General features: G+C 41.4%; 17 protein-coding genes. 9 read left to right on the top strand and 8 right to left on the bottom strand.

Going from position 1 to position 19,253, the window contains the following annotated elements; translation table 11 throughout:
• Positions 1–121 precede the first annotated feature (121 nt).
• The 6 genes from astD to GQR45_RS11575 form a co-directional block, all read right to left on the bottom strand.
• Complete coding sequence (gene astD, locus GQR45_RS11600; protein ID WP_165725986.1) at positions 122–1,591, bottom strand: succinylglutamate-semialdehyde dehydrogenase; 1,470 nt, start codon at positions 1,589–1,591, stop codon at positions 122–124.
• A 15-nt stretch (positions 1,592–1,606) separates the two neighbouring features.
• Positions 1,607–2,623 carry an arginine N-succinyltransferase gene (gene astA, locus GQR45_RS11595; RefSeq protein ID WP_007580083.1) on the bottom strand — a complete coding sequence of 339 codons (1,017 nt, stop codon included), beginning with the start codon at positions 2,621–2,623 and terminating at the stop codon, positions 1,607–1,609.
• 85 nt (positions 2,624–2,708) lie between these two features.
• Positions 2,709–3,914, bottom strand: coding sequence for an aspartate aminotransferase family protein (locus GQR45_RS11590; RefSeq protein ID WP_007580080.1), 1,206 nt, complete (start codon positions 3,912–3,914; stop codon positions 2,709–2,711).
• A gap of 379 nt (positions 3,915–4,293) precedes the next feature.
• On the bottom strand, positions 4,294–5,454 hold the full coding sequence (locus tag GQR45_RS11585) for an HDOD domain-containing protein (protein WP_165725985.1): 1,161 nt from the start codon (positions 5,452–5,454) through the stop codon (positions 4,294–4,296).
• Positions 5,455–5,497: 43 nt separating this feature from the next.
• Positions 5,498–6,079, bottom strand: a complete 582-nt coding sequence (locus GQR45_RS11580; protein WP_165725984.1) for an aminodeoxychorismate/anthranilate synthase component II — start codon at positions 6,077–6,079, stop codon at positions 5,498–5,500.
• 178 nt (positions 6,080–6,257) lie between these two features.
• Positions 6,258–7,247, bottom strand: a complete 990-nt coding sequence (locus GQR45_RS11575; RefSeq protein ID WP_165725983.1) for a zinc-dependent alcohol dehydrogenase family protein — start codon at positions 7,245–7,247, stop codon at positions 6,258–6,260.
• Positions 7,248–7,371: 124 nt separating this feature from the next.
• Here GQR45_RS11575 and GQR45_RS11570 point away from each other — a divergent pair, with 124 nt between their 5' ends.
• Both GQR45_RS11570 and GQR45_RS11565 read left to right on the top strand, forming a co-directional pair.
• Positions 7,372–8,268: a LysR family transcriptional regulator gene (locus tag GQR45_RS11570; protein ID WP_007580072.1), complete on the top strand. Its 897-nt coding sequence runs from the start codon at positions 7,372–7,374 to the stop codon at positions 8,266–8,268.
• Positions 8,269–8,427: 159 nt separating this feature from the next.
• Complete coding sequence (locus GQR45_RS11565) at positions 8,428–8,670, top strand: YdcH family protein (RefSeq protein ID WP_007580070.1); 243 nt, start codon at positions 8,428–8,430, stop codon at positions 8,668–8,670.
• A 62-nt stretch (positions 8,671–8,732) separates the two neighbouring features.
• On the opposite strand, the gene GQR45_RS11560 is transcribed toward GQR45_RS11565, so the two are convergent.
• Both GQR45_RS11560 and GQR45_RS11555 read right to left on the bottom strand, forming a co-directional pair.
• A complete protein-coding gene (locus GQR45_RS11560; protein WP_165725982.1) occupies positions 8,733–9,089 on the bottom strand; it encodes an antibiotic biosynthesis monooxygenase in 357 nt (118 codons plus the stop codon).
• A complete protein-coding gene (locus GQR45_RS11555; RefSeq protein WP_165725981.1) occupies positions 9,089–9,919 on the bottom strand; it encodes an SDR family NAD(P)-dependent oxidoreductase in 831 nt (276 codons plus the stop codon). The genes GQR45_RS11560 and GQR45_RS11555 overlap by 1 nt, the downstream gene beginning before the upstream one ends.
• Positions 9,920–10,186: 267 nt before the next feature.
• Between GQR45_RS11555 and galE the strand changes: the two genes are divergently transcribed.
• From galE to glpD, 7 genes are all read left to right on the top strand, one after another.
• The gene (gene galE, locus GQR45_RS11550) at positions 10,187–11,200 is read left to right on the top strand and encodes a UDP-glucose 4-epimerase GalE (RefSeq protein WP_165725980.1); all 1,014 of its coding nucleotides are present in this window, start codon (positions 10,187–10,189) and stop codon (positions 11,198–11,200) included.
• A gap of 1 nt (position 11,201) precedes the next feature.
• Complete coding sequence (locus GQR45_RS11545; RefSeq protein WP_165725979.1) at positions 11,202–12,266, top strand: UDP-glucose--hexose-1-phosphate uridylyltransferase; 1,065 nt, start codon at positions 11,202–11,204, stop codon at positions 12,264–12,266.
• Entirely contained in the window at positions 12,256–13,404 is a 1,149-nt protein-coding gene (gene galK / locus GQR45_RS11540; RefSeq protein ID WP_165725978.1) for a galactokinase, read from the top strand. Before GQR45_RS11545 ends, galK begins: the two co-directional genes overlap by 11 nt.
• Before the next feature lie 19 nt (positions 13,405–13,423).
• Entirely contained in the window at positions 13,424–14,428 is a 1,005-nt protein-coding gene (locus GQR45_RS11535) for a Gfo/Idh/MocA family oxidoreductase (RefSeq protein WP_165725977.1), read from the top strand.
• A 29-nt stretch (positions 14,429–14,457) separates the two neighbouring features.
• Positions 14,458–15,780: a dienelactone hydrolase family protein gene (locus GQR45_RS11530; protein ID WP_165725976.1), complete on the top strand. Its 1,323-nt coding sequence runs from the start codon at positions 14,458–14,460 to the stop codon at positions 15,778–15,780.
• Positions 15,781–15,987: 207 nt separating this feature from the next.
• A complete protein-coding gene (gene glpK, locus GQR45_RS11525) occupies positions 15,988–17,484 on the top strand; it encodes a glycerol kinase GlpK (protein ID WP_165725975.1) in 1,497 nt (498 codons plus the stop codon).
• A 214-nt stretch (positions 17,485–17,698) separates the two neighbouring features.
• On the top strand, positions 17,699–19,204 hold the full coding sequence (glpD, locus tag GQR45_RS11520; RefSeq protein ID WP_165725974.1) for a glycerol-3-phosphate dehydrogenase: 1,506 nt from the start codon (positions 17,699–17,701) through the stop codon (positions 19,202–19,204).
• Positions 19,205–19,253: the final 49 nt, after the last annotated feature.

Raw genomic sequence — 19,253 nt, 5'->3', positions numbered from 1 at the left:
CTTTGTATAATTAATTATTTTTGATTTAAGCAGAAAGCGCTGTTGATTGCTAGCTTTGCGCGTTAGCAATACAAAAAAAGCAGCCGAAGCTGCTTTTATAATAATTAAGTAGTATTACTACTTAATCTATTTTTAAGCCTGGGCTTAGTGTTGCTGGCATAGCTACTTTTTCAAGCTCTACCGAAGCAACTGGGTATGCACAGTAATCAGCTGCGTAATACGCACTTGCTCTGTGGTTGCCCGATGCGCCAATACCACCAAACGGTGCTGCGCTTGATGCGCCAGTAATTGGGCGATTCCAGTTAACAATACCTGCACGAATACGACGTAAGAAATGGTCGTAATCTGCTGCACTGTCACTTAATAAACCAGCCGATAAACCAAAGGTTGTATCGTTTGCTTTATCAATTGCTTGGTCAAAGTCGTCAAAGCGGAATACTTTTAAAAGTGGTCCAAAATGCTCTTCATCTGGGAAGTCACTAATATTTGTACACTCAATAATACCTGGTGTTACAAAGCCAGTATTAGCTGTGTGCTCAAGTTCTACTAATACTTCACCACCAAGTTCAACAAGCTCGTTTTGCGCTTTAACCATACCCGCAGCTGCAGCTGATGAGATCATAGAGCCCATAAATGGCTGGTCTGCATCGTCATAATTACCTACTTTAATCGCTTTAGTTGCTGTGATTAAACGCTCCAGTATCACATCGCCTTTGCTACCAGTTGGTAAAAATAGTTTACGTGCACACGTACAACGCTGGCCACTTGAGATAAACGCTGATTGAATAATATCGTGAACAACCGCTTTAGTGTCTTCAACGTCAGTAATAATAAGTGGGTTATTACCACCCATTTCTAGCGCTAAAATTTTGCCAGGTTGACCCGCAAACTGTTCATGTAAAATATGACCAGTACGCGAAGAACCCGTAAAGAACAAGCCATCAATACCTTTGTGAGCAGCAAGGGCTTTACCCGTTTCTACTTCACCTTGTACAAGGTTAATGACACCTGCTGGTAAACCTGCTTTTTCCCACAGTTTAAGCGTAAGCTCAGCTACTTTAGGAGTAAGTTCAGACGGTTTAAACACAACCGTGTTACCTGCTAAAAGCGCTGGCACAATGTGGCCATTAGGTAAGTGACCCGGAAAATTATACGGACCAAATACGGCTACAACACCATGTGGCTTATGACGAATCATCGCACGGCCAAGTGGCATTGCGTTTTCTACGTCGCCAGTGCGCTCTAAAAATGCTTTTTCAGAAATGGCAATTTTACCAACCATAGCACCCGCTTCTGTGCGAGTTTCCCACAGTGGCTTACCTGTTTCTTGTGCAATAGTAATAGCGAGCTCTTCGCTGTTTTCTTTTAATTGCGCTGCAAATGCTTTAATTATTTCCAAGCGCTCAGTAAAGCTTTTATCAGCCCATGCATAAAACGCTTCGCGCGCTGCATTTACTGCGTTGTCTACTTGCGCCGCAGTTGCCGATGAAGCCTGCCAAATAACGTCGTTATTTGCAGGGTTTACTGAATTAAATTCTGTGCCTTGGCCTTGTGACCATTGACCATTTATAAATTGTGCAGGATGAGTCATATACTTTCTCCTAAATTAAATCGTGGTTGCACTAACAATATCGCCAGTTTGCAAATGCAGTGCATCTGCTATTTCTTGCGATAAAATAAGGCTTTTTGCGCGTTCGTCAAATGTCATTGGTGCAACGGTTGCTCTAAAATCTTCAAGCTTTTCGTTGGCTAGTAACACCATGGTGTCGCCAGTCATTTCGCCAATTTCAACGTTAAAGTGATTTGCATTACGAATAGTCGCAATGTTATCTACTTTTGCTTCAACCGTTGGGCCGCCGTCAAAAATATCTACGTAGCCATTAAACGTAAAGCCTTCGCTTTTTAATAACTCGATTGCTGGGCGAGTGTTGTCGTGTACTTTACCTATTACGGCTTGCGCATCTTTACTTAGCAAGTTTACGTAAATTGGGTATTTAGGCATTAATTCAGCAATGAAAACCTTTTGGCCAATACCTGTTAGGTAATCGGCTGTTGGAAAATCCATTGAGAAGAAGTGCTCTTCAAGCCACTGCCAAAAAGGGCTGCTGCCGTTTTCATCAGACACACCGCGCATTTCTGCGATCACTGTTTGTGCAAAACGCTCTTGATGCTGTTTTATAAACATAAAGCGCGCTTTTGAAAGTAGCTTACCGTTACAATTTTTACGATAACCATCTTTTAAAAACAATGTGCAAAGCTCTGTAGCACCTGTGTAGTCGTTACATAGCGTTAGAATATCAACCGCTTTGTATACGTCTAATGTGCGCGAAGAGTGAATCACTTTACTTAAGTGATAATGATAAAATGCATCATCAAGCCCTACCGCAGCTTCAATTGCAGATGTTCCTACAACGTCACCGGTTTCGCTATCTTCAAGAACAAACAGGTAGCCTTCGTCACCAGGTTGTGACGTTTGTTTAGCAAAAGAGCTTACTGAATGGTCGATCTTTTTTTGCAATAGTTCTTCGTTTAATGGCAAAGACGTAAAACCATGCCCTGATTCGTGGGCAATTTTCAGTAATGCTGAATAATCATTTTGCTGGATTGGGCGAAGGATCATCATGAGTCCGCTTGCTCCCTTATAAATAACGGTAAATAGGAATTGCAGGGCAAGCAGTGCTTGCCCTTAATTGGTTGGCTTAAGTCGCTTATGCGTTTACTACGCTTGCTACTGCTTTTTCAAAGCGTGCCATACCTTCGCGAATGTCCGCTTCAGGAATTACTAAAGATGGAGTGAAACGTATTACGTCTGCACCAGCAACTAATGACATAAGGCCTTGCTCAGTCCCTGCCACTAAAAACTCTTTTGCACGACCTTTATATTGCTCGCTCACTACTGCACCAATTAATAAACCTTGGCCACGGATTTCGCTAAATACGTTGTATTTTTCGTTAACCGCAGTAAGTAGTTCATTAAATAATGCTGCTTTAGCTTTTACGCCAGCAAGTACTTCTGGGGTATTTACTGTATCAAATGCAGCTTCTGCAACAGCACACGCAAGCGGGTTGCCGCCATAAGTAGAACCATGAGTACCTACTTTAAGATGCTGTGCAATTTCAGTTGTTGTGATCATAGCGCCAATAGGGAAACCGCCGCCAAGTGCTTTAGCTGAAGTTAAAATATCAGGTACTATGTTTAAGCCTTGGTATGCGTATAAATCGCCAGTACGGCCAACACCAGTTTGAACTTCATCAAAAATAAGCAGTGCGTTATGTTTAGTACATAAATCGCGAACGCCTTGAGCAAACTCGTCAGTTGGTGAAACAATACCGCCTTCACCTTGAAGAGGTTCCATCATTACGGCACATGTTTTGTCGCTGATAAGCGCTTCAAAAGCAGCTAGGTCGTTGTAATCACAATGTACAATGTCGCCAGGCTTAGGACCAAAACCATCTGAATATGCAGCTTGGCCACCAACAGTTACGGTAAAGAATGTACGACCGTGGAAACCTTTGTTGAACGCGATGATTTGTGATTTTTCTGCGCCAAACTTATCAAGTGCAAAACGACGCGCTAATTTAAGCGCTGCTTCGTTTGCTTCTGCGCCTGAGTTGGCAAAGTAAACTTTTTCAGCAAATGTAGCATCAACCATTTTTTTAGCTAGGCGAAGTGCCGGCTCATTGGTCATTACATTTGATAGATGCCAGATTTTTTCGCCTTGCTCTTTTAATGCGCCTACTAATGCAGGGTGGCAATGGCCAAGACAGTTAACTGCAATACCACCAGCAAAGTCGATAAACTCTCGACCTTGTTGATCCCATACGCGAGAACCTTCGCCTCGAACAGGAATTACGCTTGAAGGTGCGTAGTTAGGAACCATTACGTGATCAAATAATTCGCGATTGACTGTCATTTTATTTCCTCTTAATTGTGAGCAACACAAAACATCAAAATAGGTGTTTGGTTAATATTTGTAACCAACTTTATAGGCAAGATCAGTAACCTGATAATTGCGCAAAATTGCTTTGTGGTTCAATTTTCAGACGCACATTATTTCAGAATTACTTATATCTGTCTCGTTAAAAACTTTCATGTATCCCTTGAAAATAAAGGGCTAAAGATATTATTTCATAGATAGTGAATAACTATTTGCATAGCTATTTATGCTTATTTTTAAACAACTAACCGCATGAGCACCAAGGCGCGCATGCTTTAATCGGCAAATATGCAATATAACAATAGAGTGAGAATGAATGGTTAGTCGCAAAAAAATTAACAAAAAATTCAGATTTTTAGTCAATTTGAATAGCTAAATTGGTAAAATTACTCGATTGGAGGGTTTTTAGTTCCGTTTTAGTGAACTTAAAGTACGAAAACCAGCTTAGAGTTTCATCAGGCTCAATAAGTTGATGCTCTTTTAAATTAAGATATTGAGAGTAGCAACGTGCCTTTAGCATTACTTCTGTTAACGGCAGTAATGTATCGCCTTTATCTACCCCATTTACTAGCTGCTGCATTACACCTTTAAACGGTAAATATTTAAAAGCCATTTTGTCTATTACTTTGGCGCTTACTTCTATCGACTTATTGCTAAGTAGAGTGGTTAAAAATAGCGGGTCGGGCTGTAGCTCTAATAATGCGGTGTGCAAATCTTTTTGGTTTTCATTTCGGGCTAACTGCACTTTGCGTTGCCATACTTTCTCAAACGTTTTTAAGTACAAGCGCACTAATGCAATTCGCCCTACATCTAAAAGCATACCAAGGGTAAATGCATGTACGTCATTCACATTATTGATTTGTGCAATTTTTTGCGCTGCAATCGCGTTTGCCATCGCGCTGTCGCGTAGCCGGCGTTTTAATAATGAAAATGGTTCGGTGCTATGTGGCATCCAATGACGCGCTGCAAATGTAGGAATAACTAGCTGTAAGTTATCAAGGCCAATATAACGAAGGGCAAGCGATGGTTTATCTACTTTTACAGACGTATTTTTACTACGCTGATTACGATAGTAAGGTAAATTAACGAGCGTTACTAATTCTCTACCCAACCAGCTTATATCATTAACCAGTGGCTCTAAACGTCCTACCGATGCCGACTTTACAGCTAATATATCGAGTATATTGGCAATGCCATCTTCAATACCTATAGTACTGTGAATTACGCCATCTATATCTTCAAGCTGCTTATATATAGCTGTTTCAATTGTTTTGTGCAGTTGCTCACTCGCTTGAGCGCGGTACTTATGATGTGCAGTACTGCTTTGCTGGCGTTTATTCTGTGCGGCCACTTCAACCTGAAGCAAAGTACGTTGCTTCATGGGTTCGCCGTAATCTATATCTAATGTATGGATGAAACCAATTTGCTGATGCGCAAAGCTGTGCCCAAGCAATAAGTCATGAGCCCGTTGGCTTAGTATTTTGGCAGTACGCTGTTGCGCTACAAGTTCAATCATGACATCCATTTATAAAGTATTAAATGCTCTGTGTATTATAACATTAGAAGCGAGTTAAAAAGTTATCAAGCAGTTCTAAGCCTTGATCAGTTAGAATAGCTTCGGGGTGAAACTGCACACCTTCGATTGCTAGTTCATTGTGTAACAACCCCATAATTTCGTCAAACTCGCCTTGCTCAGTCTGAGTCCATGCGGTTACTTCAAGTTCTTTAGGTAGAGTTTGCTCTTTAACCACTAAAGAATGATAACGACATACTGTTAACGGGTTAGCTAAGCCTTTAAACACCCCTTTATTAGTATGAACTATGGGTGATGTTTTACCGTGCATTACTTTTTTAGCACGAATTACATCTCCACCTAAAGCTTGTGCAATAGTTTGATGCCCCAAGCAAATTCCTAAAATAGGATATTGCCCTTTTAGTTGCTCAACAACATTTAGTGAAATACCCGCTTCGTTAGGGGTGCATGGCCCTGGCGATAACACGATGTGCTGCGGGTTTAACTGTTTTATTTGCGCAATGCTTAGCTCATCATTACGTTTTACTAAAACGTCTTGATCTAAACGCTGAAAATATTGCACTAAGTTGTAAGTAAACGAATCGTAGTTGTCGATCATCAACAGCATTACACAACAGACCTTATAAATTATTGACCACTACTTTACACAAGTGGTACTAAGCGCTGCATTCTACCACTATTAATTCGTCAACATAAATGAGGTTTGTTTATCTTACGTTAGAGCTATCTTTAGAAGGAATATTAGAATTATAAAGAAGCCGGCTAAAAAGCCGGCCTTGAATGCATTATTGTACGTTTATAACCACTTTACCCAGTGCTTGGCCACTTGCTAAGCGGTCATGCGCTTTAGCTGTATCTTCTAATGTAAAATCTTGCTCATCAAGTACTGGGCGCATACCGCCTGCTTCAACAATTTGCGCAAGTTTAGTAAGTTTGTCGCCGTGGTCTTGACGGTTAAAGTCGTGGATCATCGGGATAAGCATAAAGATTACGTTTAACGATAGCCCTTTAAAGTGTACTGGGCTTAAGTCTACTTCTAATAAAGAGAGCGTTGTAGATACCTGGGCATTTAGCTTTGCTGCTGCAAACGAGTTAGTAAGGTTACCGCCTCCTACTGTGTCAAACACCATATCAAAGCCCACATTGCTGGTATGTTTTTCAACGTATTGCTCTACAGTTTCGTCTTTAAAGTTAATGCCTGTAGCGCCAAAGCTTTCTATTAGTGCTAGTTGCTCTGCGTTACCGCCAGTTGAGTAAACATCAGCGCCAAAGTGCTTAGCTAGTTGTACTGCTAAATGGCCTACACCACCTGCGCCACCGTGCACTAACACTTTTTGACCTGCTTTTACATTTGCACGCGTTAAGCCTTCAAGTGCAGTAATACCTACAAGTGGAATAGCGGCTGCTTCTTTCATGGTTAAATTTTTAGGTTTGTGAGCAATTAAGCGCTTATCAGCAAGCATAAACTCAGCAAGTGCACCTGGTAAATCGCCTAGGCCACCAGCACAACCGTAAATTTCATCACCTACAGTAAACTCTGTTACACCGTCTCCCACAGCTTCAATAGTGCCCGCAAAGTCCATACCTAAAATGCCTGGTAACTTTGGAGCAAATGGTAAATCGGCACCCATTTGACGAATCATCATATCAATTGTATTTACGCTAGTTGCAGCAATGCGAACCAATACGTTACCTGCGGTTACTTGTGGTTTTGCAACCTCTGCTGCTACAAACTCTTCAGTGCCACCAAAATTATTAATTGTCATTGCTTTCATGAGTGTTGCCTCTATTAGCTGTTTATAGTTAATGTGTAATGAGGTTTCATTGTAGCTTTGCCTTTAATAAATGATAATAAGGCTAAATACACAATCTGTTTCAACATAATATTGAGAATCAAGTATGAATAATGACCATCTTGCTTTGTTTGTACGCATTGCTAATACATATAATATAAGCCTAGCAGGAAGAGAGCTTGATTTATCACCAGCAGTAGCGAGTGCATATATTAGTAAGCTTGAGGAGAACTTAGGAGTACGACTTATTCATCGTACTACGCGCAAGGTGTCGCTGACCGAAGAAGGCGAGGCATTTTTACCTCATGCACAAGAGGTGCTAGCAACATTAGAAACCGCACGCGCCTCGGTAGGTGCAGGAAGCTTAGTGCCCCAAGGTACATTACGTATCACTGCGCCTGCTTCTTTTGGACGCATGCATATAGTCCCTGCCTTAAAAAGCTTTATGCAAAAATACCCAGGGCTGACTATAGATTGCCGCTTTAGCGATACTATTGTTGATTTAGTCGAAGGCGGTTTTGATATTGCAATTCGCGATGCGGCACTTAAAGATTCAAACCTAATTGCTCGCAAACTTGCATCAGATAACCGTATTGTATGCGCATCGCCTGAGTATATAGCTAAAAATGGCTTGCCTAAAACACCACAAGATTTAGTTAATCATCAAACTATTAACTTAGCCAGTATAGAGAGCTGGGGTTTTAAATCAGGTAAAGACACTCTTAATATTAAAACCAAAGGCGCACTTCGTTTTGATAACGGTGAAGCCGTTCGTGATGCGTGCGTACAAGGGTTAGGTATTACTATTAGTTCAAATTGGTGTAGCTATAAATATTTAGAAGATGGCAGCCTAGTAGAAGTGTTAAAAGACTTTCCGCTGGTAGCTAATGCCGATATTTGGGCTGTATATCCAAGCAATAGATTATTAGCCCCTAAGGTGCGTGCGTTTATCGATCATTTTATTGCCTACTTTGGTGAAGTCCCTTATTGGGAAAAACAGTAACGGCTAAAAAGTAAAAACGGTTGTTTGCGCTACATCACATTAGCGGCTCAATGGTTGAATTATATCTATGTAAGCCCCAGTGTATTATATGAAAGGCAGTAATTCACTTATACAACTCACTTATTTGTGAGCTCATTTATATCCTACTAAGGAGCGAATATGTTAGGCGAAGACCACTCATTAACTAATGACTTCCCAGAGTACTTAAAGACCATTGCCGAGTTAAATGAAAGCGATACTGAATTTGCAAAAAAAGCAGATAAGTACGACAAGCTAGATAAAGAGATTAGAGTATTAGAGCTCAAAGATGCGCCCATAAGCGATGAGCAAATGCATCAACTAAAACACGAACGTACAGAACTAAAAGATTGGCTATACGAACGCTTGCAGCAAGAGCAGTAATGCCACTAAAAAAAGAGCTCACTGATGAGGTGAGCTCTTTAGATCAACAATGGGTATTTTCTCTAAAACTTTACAAAGCCACCCACAGGTTTCATAAATACACTGCTTGGGCCTGCAAAGGTTTGTGCAAACTCTTCTGATAATTGACTAAATACCGTTACTTTATCCATATCAACTACGCTTAAAAATAGTGGGCCACTTTCGCCCCAACCAGCAAGATGCGCTTTAGCAGCATCTTCATCTTGGTAACGCTCGTAAATATGTACATTGTGCTTGTCTTCACTTACTGTCCACTCATACATTAAAGTGCCCGCTTCACTTTTAGCCAAAGTAACTAATTGTGCCATTACCAGTAAAAACTCATCGTATTTACCTTCTTTAATTTGGCCTTGTACTGTCCAGGTAACATGATTTTTCATTATGCTTTGCCTAATTTAAGCTGTGCTAAAATACTGCCTAACGTATCTACTAGTTGTTGATTTTTAGCATTATCAAGTGCATCAACATGAGGAGGCGCAAAGCGTCCTGTATCGTTATCAAAATACAGGCCTGCGGCATCTTTAAATTCATCACTAAGCGCTGCGCGACAAAAAATATTTGCGCCAATTTTTAAATCCCCACCATCTATACCGTAAGCGTCTTTTACCATTTTGCTTCCCAGTAACGATTTAGGGTTTACCGATACAACTAATGGCCCAGTATCTTTAAGCTCAAGCCCTAAATGACGCGACCACATAGTAATAGCCAATTTACTTTGTGCATAAGCCGCACTATCAGAAAGTTCAGTGTTACCCATAAGTGCATTTAAGTTAACGCTTGATTGCGCAGCTGATGAGACATTAACCACTCGCGAATTACGACTAAGAACAGGTAACAATAGTTTTGTAAGAAGATATGGCGCAATCGTGTTTACAACAAAGCGAGCATCAAGGCCGTCAATTGTTGTAGCATCAACTAATTGATAAACGCCTGCATTATTAATAAGTACGTCGAGCTGGTTATTATTTTCGGCCAAATCGGCTAATACATTTTTTGCCAAAGTTTGAACTTGGCTCATATCGCTTAAATCAGCAATATAAGTATGTGTACTCGCATTTGGGTATTGCTCGGTTAAAGCTACTTGTAGCGCGCTGAGCTTTGCTTGGCTGCGGCCATGTAATAATACGGTGTGACCGTGTGCTAATAACATCTTTGCGGTTTCTAGCCCAATGCCATCGGTAGCGCCGGTAAGTAAAATTGTTTTGTTCATGTTGATCTCTCCTTACTTTATTTTCGCTATATTAGCACCCCGACTTACTGCTGATAATTAGGCCAATAGTTGAATCAGTTTATAGAATTAATTGATAAAGCTAAGCCTATGTTAGTTAATATAAAAGCATTCCTTTAAAAGACAGGTGAGTGTTTAAGCTGAATGTTTTTTATGCTTTTATTTGAATTAACCAGTAATCATAACTATTGTTTTTAAACCCCCTTAATAGTAGTATTTATCATATAAATACACTTTTCGAGAAATAACATGAAAGTTTTAGTTACTGGCGGCATGGGTTACATAGGTAGCCACACATGTATTGCATTGCATGAAGCAGGTATTACGCCTGTTATTTATGATAACTTGTCTAATGCAAGTGCGCGGGTACTTGACCAACTCGAAAAGATTACAGGTACTCGGTTTGAGTTTATTTTGGGTGACATTCAAGACGAGCAACAATTTAAACTCGCCCTAAAACATACTAAAGCCGAAGCTGTTTTTCACTTTGCGGCTTTAAAAGCCGTTGGCGAATCTACCGAGCAACCGCTGCGTTATTATCAAAATAATGTGTCGGGCACATTAAGCATGCTACAAAACATGCAAGATGAAGGCGTTAACCATATTATATTTAGCTCATCGGCTACTGTGTACGGCGAGCCAGACTACCTCCCTATTGACGAAAAGCATCCTATACGCGCAACTAACCCTTATGGTTGGACTAAAGTCATGGTTGAACAAGCCATGCAAGACGTATGTAATGCCAACAGTCAATTTATGGGTATTGCGCTTCGTTACTTTAACCCAGTAGGTGCACACCCAAGTGGTTTATTAGGTGAAAGCCCTAATGGTATTCCTAATAACTTAATGCCATTTATTGCTCAAACTGCAGTAGGCAAACGCGACGTGGTTAATATTTTTGGTGACGACTACGACACCGAAGATGGCACAGGCGTGCGCGACTATATTCATGTTTTAGATTTAGCGAAAGGTCATGTTGCGGCATTTATGCAACATAAAACAGATACCGCCTTCCATGCTTACAACCTAGGCACAGGGCAAGGTTATTCTGTGCTTGATATGATTAAGGCATTTAGCGCATCAGCCCATAAAGATATTCCGTATAAGATTGCACCACGCCGTGCAGGTGATATTGCCTGTAACTACGCCGATGCCACAAAAGCGCAAAACACACTTAACTGGCACGCAGAACTAACACTTAGCGACATGACAAACGACACATGGCGCTGGCAAACTAATTACCCAAGTGGGTTGGAGAGTTAATATGGCTTTATTAGAAAGTACTCACAGACGTAAAAATCCGCTAACGGGTCGTTGGGTATTAGTGTCACCACATCGTAATAACCGCCCATGGTTAGGCGCAACAGAAGCCGTTAACGAAAACGTATTACCAAAACACGATGACAGCTGCCCACTTTGCCCAAGCAATACCCGTGCAAATGGCGACAGCAATCCAGATTACAAATACACACACGTATTTAGAAATGACTTTGGCGCATTAACACCTAATGCCAGCGAGCAATTACAAAGCTTAGAATCAGACAGCGATTTATTTATTGCCGACGAAGCCAGCGGCGAATGCCGCGTAATTTGTTTTTCTCCAGAGCATAATAAAACACTACCAGAGCTTAGCCAAAACGCATTGCACGAAGTAGTAAAAACCTGGAAAAAAAATTACACAGAGCTTGCACAGCAGTACGAATGCGTACAAGTTTTTGAAAATAAAGGCGAGATCATGGGTTGTTCGCAACCTCATCCTCACGGCCAAGTATGGGCTCACTCGCATTTATCAACCGAAATAGAAGCCGAAGATAACCAGCAGCTTGCCTATTATAAAAAGCATGGCACAGCCATGCTTGCCGATTACGCGCAAAAAGAGCAAGCAGATCAAACACGTGTTGTATTTGAAAACGAACATTGGCTTGTTGTTGTGCCATTTTGGGCAGCGTGGCCGTTTGAAACAATGCTAGTAACTAAAGATAACATTCAAAACTTTAGCCAGCTAAACGATGTGCAAACCGACTCTTTGGCTCAGGCACTTAAAGTATTAACCACTAAGTACGACAACGTATTTAATTGCAGCTTCCCATACTCAATGGGATGGCACAATGCACCGGCTAATAGAGGCTCTGATGAGCAACATTGGCGTTTGCATGCACATTTTTATCCGCCGCTACTTCGCTCTGCTACTGTTAAAAAACACATGGTAGGCTACGAAATGCTAGGCGAAAGCCAACGCGATTTAAGCGCAGAAACCGCTGCTTCTATTTTAAAAGCAGCCAGTACAACACACTATAAAGATACAGCAGGACACACAGATGAAGCTTAACGAATTCCAACAACAATTTTTGTCACTGTATGGCGCGCCTGCTCAAGGTATTGCTGCAGCACCGGGGCGTGTAAACCTCATTGGCGAATTTACCGACTACAACGACGGTCTTGTTTTACCGTGTTCGTTAGAGTTTCGTACCCAAGTAATGTTTAAAGAGCGCGACGACAATATTATTACTGTGCATTCTTTAAATTACCCAGGCGAAAAAGACAGCTTTAGTGTTGATGAAGAAATCACTGAAGGCCAGTCGCAATGGGGTAACTACATTCGTGCTGTGGCTTATGTTCTTAAAAGAGCGGGCTACACACTACGTGGCGCCGACCTACTAATTGACAGTAACTTACCGCAAGGTAGTGGCTTGTCGTCATCGGCAGCACTAGAAGTTGCAGTTGGCGGTATGTTTAACCATATTGCACAGCTTGGTTTACCGCCAGAGCAAATTGCGCTATTTGGCCAAGAAGCCGAAAATGACTTTATGCATTGCCAATGCGGCATTATGGATCAGCTTATTTCAGCTAAAGGCGAGAACGGTCATGCACTATTAATCGACTGTGAAAACCTAGCAACTAAATCAGTTAAAGTTCCTGATGATTTAAATATTGTTATTGTTAACTCTAACTACCCGCGCAAGTTGGTTGATAGCGAATACAACCAGCGCCGTATTGACTGCGAACAAGCTGCTGTAAAAATGGGTGTAGAAACACTTCGCCAAGCAACCATGACTGGCTTGCAAGCAGTAAAAGCGACATTAAGCGAAAACGAATATAAACGTGCACACCACGTAATTAGCGAAAACGACCGTGTAATTGCAGCAACTACTGCACTACAAAATAACGATATGGATGCACTTCGTACGCTAATGGCTGCATCGCACCAATCACTTAAACACGATTTTGAAGTAACCGTACCTGCAACCGATGGCCTAGTAGAAATCTGTAAAGAAGCGATGGGCGAGCTTGGCGCAGTTCGTATGACGGGTGGCGGCTTTGGTGGTGCTATTGTATGTTTGTGTCGCGATGCGGAAGTACCACTAATTAAAGCTGCGGTAGAAAAGCATTACTTTGAGCGTTTTAGCCTAAATGCTGATATTTACGTATGTTCAGCGGGTTCAGGATTACAAATTACGTCTTTTTAAATAAACTTAAGGAATAAGCATGGCAAAGGTTAATTGGGGAATTATTGGGTGTGGCAATATAGCTCACACCTTTGCTAAAAGCATTGCGCATTGCAGTGATGCACAGCTTATTGGCGCTGCATCAACGAGTATGCAGCGCGCTAAAAGATTTGCCACACCGTACAATATTCAAGGCTATGAGAGCTATCAAGCTCTTATGCAGTGCCCAAATATAGATGCCGTATATATTGCCAATACGCACGATCAACACTTTAAAACTATCGCTCAATGCTTAACACACAATAAGCACGTGCTAAGCGAAAAACCAATTACCGTTAATGCTGAGCAGTTACAAAGCCTCACTAAGCTTGCCAAGCAACAAAACTGCTTTTTAATGGAAGGTGTTTGGATGCGGTTTTTACCAGCTATAGTAAAATTACAACAGCTCCTAAGTGAAGGTGTTATTGGTAATGTGCACAGTGTTAATGCCAACTTTAGTTTACCTGGCAGCTTTGCCAACACTCACCGATTAATGAACCCTGTAACAGCGGGTGGCGCCCTACTCGATTTAGGTATTTATCCTATTTCGATTGCTGATGTGGTATTTAATAAAGCCCCTGAACACATCAAATCCTTTGTACATAAAAGCACAACCGGTGTTGATGAGCGAAGCACTGCTATAGTTGATTACGGTAACGGGCAATTTGCATCTCTTGCCAGCGCACTGCAGCAAAATGGCCCAACAGAAGCATGTATTAATGGTGAGCTTGGCTATATTCGAATACCTCAGTTTGTAGGTGCAAAAACGCTAGAGCTACACATAAACGACCAAGACCCGCAATACTTTGAATACGACTTTAGCGACGATGAAAATTTTAAGTTTGAAATTGCACATGTCACGCAGTGTATATTACAAAAACAAACCCAAAGCAGCGTGTTGCCCCTCGGTACTAGCTTACGAGTTATGAACATAATGGATACCTTACGAGCACAATGGCAGTTGCAATATAGCAATGCCGTCGAGTCGGCTGAACTGACTAATTAAAAAATAAAAATACACAACAAGGACACACAATGACACACACACTCAAGGCGCTTTCAAAAGCTATATTACTTGCTACGTGCAGTTTATCTGCCAGTGTAGCTGTTGCTGAATCTAATAAACCAGAGCAGCTATACCCGCCAATCACTAGCGAAGTACTCCCAGAGCTTGCAGCTAAAGGTAGCTACAATGTAGGTGTGCAAACACTTGATTTAGTTAACCCTGCGCAATTTGACCCAGCTACACAAGGCCAAAAAGATCGTCCTTTAAAAGTAGAGGTGTGGTATCCGGCTGTAAATACAGCAAAAGCGCCACTTACCAGCTACACAGATGAAACTCGCTCAGGTAAAGAGTTTACTCTGCAAGCCGATGCAATGCGTGATGTCGCCATTAATAATAAAGAACACTACCCTGTGATAGTGCTTTCGCACGGTTATACCGGTTACCGTACAATTATGTACTACCTTGGCGAGCACTTAGCGTCGCACGGTTACATTGTTGTAGCAATTGATCATACTGACTCAACCAACGCCGATGTTGATTTTAAAAATGCGCCGTTCTCTGGCTTTTTTAGCACGCTTATAAATCGCTCACGCGATCAGCAGTTTGTTATTAATTACTTTAATGAGCAAAACAACTTTGCAAGCAAGCAAGTAGACAACAAAAGCGCAGGCGTAATTGGTTACTCAATGGGTGGCTATGGCGCGGTAAATACAATAGGTGGTTGTTACGCTTTTAATGAGCAAACTACAGCTATGTTTACGGGTATGAAAGACCCAGCTCAAATTAAACAAGTACAGCAATTACTAAACAGCTGCGCTGGTGGGCAATACCAAAACCCAAAAATAGACCCGCGTATAAAAGCGATGGTGGCCTTTGCACCATGGGGCGGACAGCACGCTATATTTGATGCCAAAGCAATGGAAAATATTAAAGTACCTTCGCTTTATGTAGCCGGTAACCTAGATGACATTTCAGGCTATGAAGGCATTAGAAGTCTTTATGAACAAACAGGCAGCAAAGATAAGTACATGCTTACTTACAAAAATGCACGCCATAATATTGCACCACACCCAGCCCCTGCTATTGCACAAAGCAGCAGTGAGCTAGATATAGGGCATTACTACGAGCCTTCGTGGTCTATGCGTACACTAAACGAAATCAACAAACACTTTGTACTTGCCATGATGGATTGCCACGTAAAAGGCATAGCCAGCGAGTGTAAATACTTAGATTTACCACAAAACGGCGACCAAGCTGTTGTTGATGGTAAACCGCTGCCACAGTGGCGCGGGTTTGATAATCGCTTTTCTACCGGTATGGATTGGCAACAAGCTAAACCTCACACCAAGTAATAATAAGCTTTAAGCGGCTGTTTTAATCAATAGCCGCGTACGCCCTTAAAATAATGCAAAAATAAAACGCCTTTTATATAAAAGAGTTACCAGAAAATATTAGCGTGTTTATTTTTTAATCTGCTATTTTAAGAAAAAACCATTGCCATTAACTTCGGTTAAAGGCAATCTAGTCATATATAAGATAAGATAAATAACACAAATATCATGTCCAAATACATACTCTCAATTGATCAAGGAACCACAAGCTCTCGGGCCATCTTGTTTACAAAAGATGCAGACGTTTTTGGTACAGCACAACAAGAATTTTCGCAGCATTTTCCACAAAATGGTTGGGTAGAACACGACCCTAACGATATTTGGCAAACAGTGCTTAGCACTAGTCGCGAAGTGTTAACTAAAAACGATGTAAAGCCTGAAGAAATTATTGCCATTGGCATCACCAACCAACGCGAAACCACTTTGGTGTGGAACAAAAAAACAGGCAAAACAATTTATAACGCTATTGTATGGCAAGACCGTCGCACCAGTGACTATTGCGAAAGCCTAACAACTGATGAGCTTTGCCAAACGATAAGCGATAAAACAGGCTTATTGCTCGACCCTTATTTTTCGGCCACTAAAATTCGTTGGATTTTAGATAACGTTGAAGGCGCACGCGAACAAGCCCTTGCAGGTGAGCTCGACTTCGGTACGGTTGACACTTACCTACTTTGGCAGCTAACAGGCGGCAAAGAGCACCGCACCGATGCAACCAATGCATCGCGCACCATGTTATTTAATATTCATACCCAGCAGTGGGATCAAGAGCTTTTAGAGTTATTCGATATCCCAGAATCTATGCTGCCAGAGGTAATGGATTCAGCTGACGAGTTTGGTTCAACCAGCGCTGATATTTTTGGCGCGCCAATTCGTGTTTGTGGTATTGCAGGCGATCAGCAAGCTGCGCTTGTTGGCCACGCATGTTTTGAACAAGGCATGGCTAAAAGTACTTACGGTACTGGCTGTTTTTTAATGCTTAACACTGGCGAAAAAGCACTGACCTCAGAAAACCGCTTATTAACCACTGTTGCTTATAGATTAAACGGCAAGCCAACTTACGCCATTGAAGGCAGTATATTTATGGCTGGCGCAACTATGCAGTGGATTGTTGAAGGCTTAAAACTACTTAGCCATGCTGGCGAAAGTGAATCGATGGTTAAAGATGTCCCCCTCGATCATGGTGTATTTTTAGTGCCTTCGTTTACGGGTTTAGGCGCTCCTTATTGGGACCCTAATGCACGTGGCGCTATTTTAGGCTTAACACGCGATTCGGGTATTAGCACCATAGTTGCTGCAGCGCTGCAATCAGTTGGTTACCAGACAAAAGATTTACAAAAAGCGATGGAGCGTGATGGTCTTCGCCCAAGTGTGCTTCGTGTAGATGGCGGTATGGTAAAAAATAATTGGGTTATGACCTTTTTATCAAACATTTTAGGCGCAACAGTTGAGCGCCCAACTGTGACCGAAACCACTTCTTTAGGCGTAGCATATTTAGCTGGCTTACAAACAGGTGTGTACGAGTCGACTGAGCAGTTATCTAAAATGTGGACATGCGACCGTCGTTTTGAGCCAACCATGAGTGCCGACGAGCGTAACGATCTATACGCAAAATGGCAGCACTGCGTAGCTCAAGTATGCTTAACGAATAAAAACTGCCCATAGTAAATACTAAGTGGTTAAGGCTAATACTTTAACCACTTTGCTTTTTTAACTTAGCTAAATGCTAGATTTAAAAAGCATGCTTTACTGCTTTAAATTGAAAATGGATTGGCGTCAAAATTAACGAATAAAAATCTGGGTTTTCTATTGTCAAATGAAAACAGCAGCTTTATGATGCTTATGTCTTATTTATATTACAAATAAAAAGGTTAGCTCGGTGGAATTAGCAGATAACGAATATGACTTACTAGTCATCGGTGGCGGTGTAAACGGCACTGGAATAGCAGCTGATGCAGCAGGCAGAGGATTAAAAGTACTCTTGTGCGAACAATCAGACCTTGCCTGTGCAACATCTTCAAACAGTTCTAAGCTGATCCACGGTGGTCTGCGCTACCTTGAGCATTACGAATTTAGATTAGTAAAAGAAGCCCTAGCAGAGCGAGAAGTGCTACTTAAGAACGCATCTCACATTATGTGGCCACTTACTTTTAGATTGCCGCATCAAAAGCATTTACGCCCTGCGTGGATGATTCGCATTGGTTTGTTTATGTATGACAACCTAGCGAAACGCGAAACACTTGCGGGTTCTCGAAGCATTAAATTTGGTGAAAATAGCGTTTTAGAACCCTCTATTACCAAAGGGTTTGAATACTCTGATGGCTGGGTTGACGATTCTCGTTTAGTCGTTTTAAACGCCCTTGCAGCGCAGGAAAAAGGCGCCGTTATTACCACACAAACTAAGTGTGTAAATGCTAAACGTGAGCAAGGTAAATGGCAGGTAACGCTTGAGCAGCAAAAGAGCAAAGCTAAATACACTATTTCTGCCAAAGGCATTGTTAATGCTGCGGGTCCTTGGGTAGCTAAATTATTTGATGAAGCCCTAACAGAAAAATCACCACAAAATATTCGCCTTGTAAAAGGTAGCCACATTGTAGTGCCTCGCATTCACGATGAAAAACAAGCTTATATTTTACAAAATAAAGATCAGCGTATTGTGTTTGTTATTCCGTTTGAAGATGACTTCTCACTTATTGGCACAACCGATGTAGAGCACAAAGGTGCCCCACAAGACGTTAAAATTAGTGATGAAGAAATTGATTACTTAATTGATATTACTAATACCTACTTTAAACAACCGATTAAACGCGAAGACATAGTACATACCTTTTCAGGTGTACGCCCATTACTTGATGACGAATCAGTTAATGCACAAGCCGTTACTCGCGATTATAAATTAGAGCTTTCGAGTGATGCTAAGCAAACACCTCTACTGAGTGTGTTTGGTGGAAAAATTACAACTTATCGCAAACTTGCCGAAGCTGCGGTTAATAAGCTTGAAGACTTTTACCCACAAATGAGCAAAGCTTGGACCAAGCATAGCTCGCTCCCTGGTGGTGATTTTAGCTCTGTAGAAGCACTTAAATCAGAGCTAAAAGCAAAATATGAATGGTTACCTGAAATAACACTTAAACGCTTTGTACGCACTTATGGTACTCGTGCTAAAAATATATTAGGTAGTGCAACTGGGTTGAGTGATTTAGGCCAAGATTTTGGCCATGGTTTATTTGCAGCAGAAGTAGATTACTTGCTTAATGAAGAGTGGGCAGAAAACGCATACAATATTTTATGGCGCCGCAGCAAATTAGGACTACGTTTTAATGAGGCACAAGTTGCTGCGCTCAATGATTACATTGAGCATAACCAAGCAGCTAAAAGCGCTTAACTATTAAGTTATAATAGCTTCCTGTTAACCCCTTTATAATTTAATTTTT

The organism is Pseudoalteromonas sp. SA25 (assembly GCF_011378705.1).
GTDB lineage: Bacteria > Pseudomonadota > Gammaproteobacteria > Enterobacterales > Alteromonadaceae > Pseudoalteromonas > Pseudoalteromonas arctica.
Note: the sequence above shows the minus strand (reverse complement) of the source record. Positions and strands in the feature narration are given on the sequence as shown.

Bases quoted from the DNA above. Each gene is read 5' to 3' on its own strand.
- astD (WP_165725986.1), bottom strand. From the start codon at position 1,591: ATGACTCATCCTGCACAATTTATAAATGGTCAATGGTCACAAGGCCAA.
- astA (WP_007580083.1), bottom strand. From the start codon at position 2,623: ATGATGATCCTTCGCCCAATCCAGCAAAATGATTATTCAGCATTACTG.
- GQR45_RS11590 (WP_007580080.1), bottom strand. From the start codon at position 3,914: ATGACAGTCAATCGCGAATTATTTGATCACGTAATGGTTCCTAACTAC.
- GQR45_RS11585 (WP_165725985.1), bottom strand. From the start codon at position 5,454: ATGATTGAACTTGTAGCGCAACAGCGTACTGCCAAAATACTAAGCCAA.
- GQR45_RS11580 (WP_165725984.1), bottom strand. From the start codon at position 6,079: ATGCTGTTGATGATCGACAACTACGATTCGTTTACTTACAACTTAGTG.
- GQR45_RS11575 (WP_165725983.1), bottom strand. From the start codon at position 7,247: ATGAAAGCAATGACAATTAATAATTTTGGTGGCACTGAAGAGTTTGTA.
- GQR45_RS11570 (WP_007580072.1), top strand. From the start codon at position 7,372: ATGAATAATGACCATCTTGCTTTGTTTGTACGCATTGCTAATACATAT.
- GQR45_RS11565 (WP_007580070.1), top strand. From the start codon at position 8,428: ATGTTAGGCGAAGACCACTCATTAACTAATGACTTCCCAGAGTACTTA.
- GQR45_RS11560 (WP_165725982.1), bottom strand. From the start codon at position 9,089: ATGAAAAATCATGTTACCTGGACAGTACAAGGCCAAATTAAAGAAGGT.
- GQR45_RS11555 (WP_165725981.1), bottom strand. From the start codon at position 9,919: ATGAACAAAACAATTTTACTTACCGGCGCTACCGATGGCATTGGGCTA.
- galE (WP_165725980.1), top strand. From the start codon at position 10,187: ATGAAAGTTTTAGTTACTGGCGGCATGGGTTACATAGGTAGCCACACA.
- GQR45_RS11545 (WP_165725979.1), top strand. From the start codon at position 11,202: ATGGCTTTATTAGAAAGTACTCACAGACGTAAAAATCCGCTAACGGGT.
- galK (WP_165725978.1), top strand. From the start codon at position 12,256: ATGAAGCTTAACGAATTCCAACAACAATTTTTGTCACTGTATGGCGCG.
- GQR45_RS11535 (WP_165725977.1), top strand. From the start codon at position 13,424: ATGGCAAAGGTTAATTGGGGAATTATTGGGTGTGGCAATATAGCTCAC.
- GQR45_RS11530 (WP_165725976.1), top strand. From the start codon at position 14,458: ATGACACACACACTCAAGGCGCTTTCAAAAGCTATATTACTTGCTACG.
- glpK (WP_165725975.1), top strand. From the start codon at position 15,988: ATGTCCAAATACATACTCTCAATTGATCAAGGAACCACAAGCTCTCGG.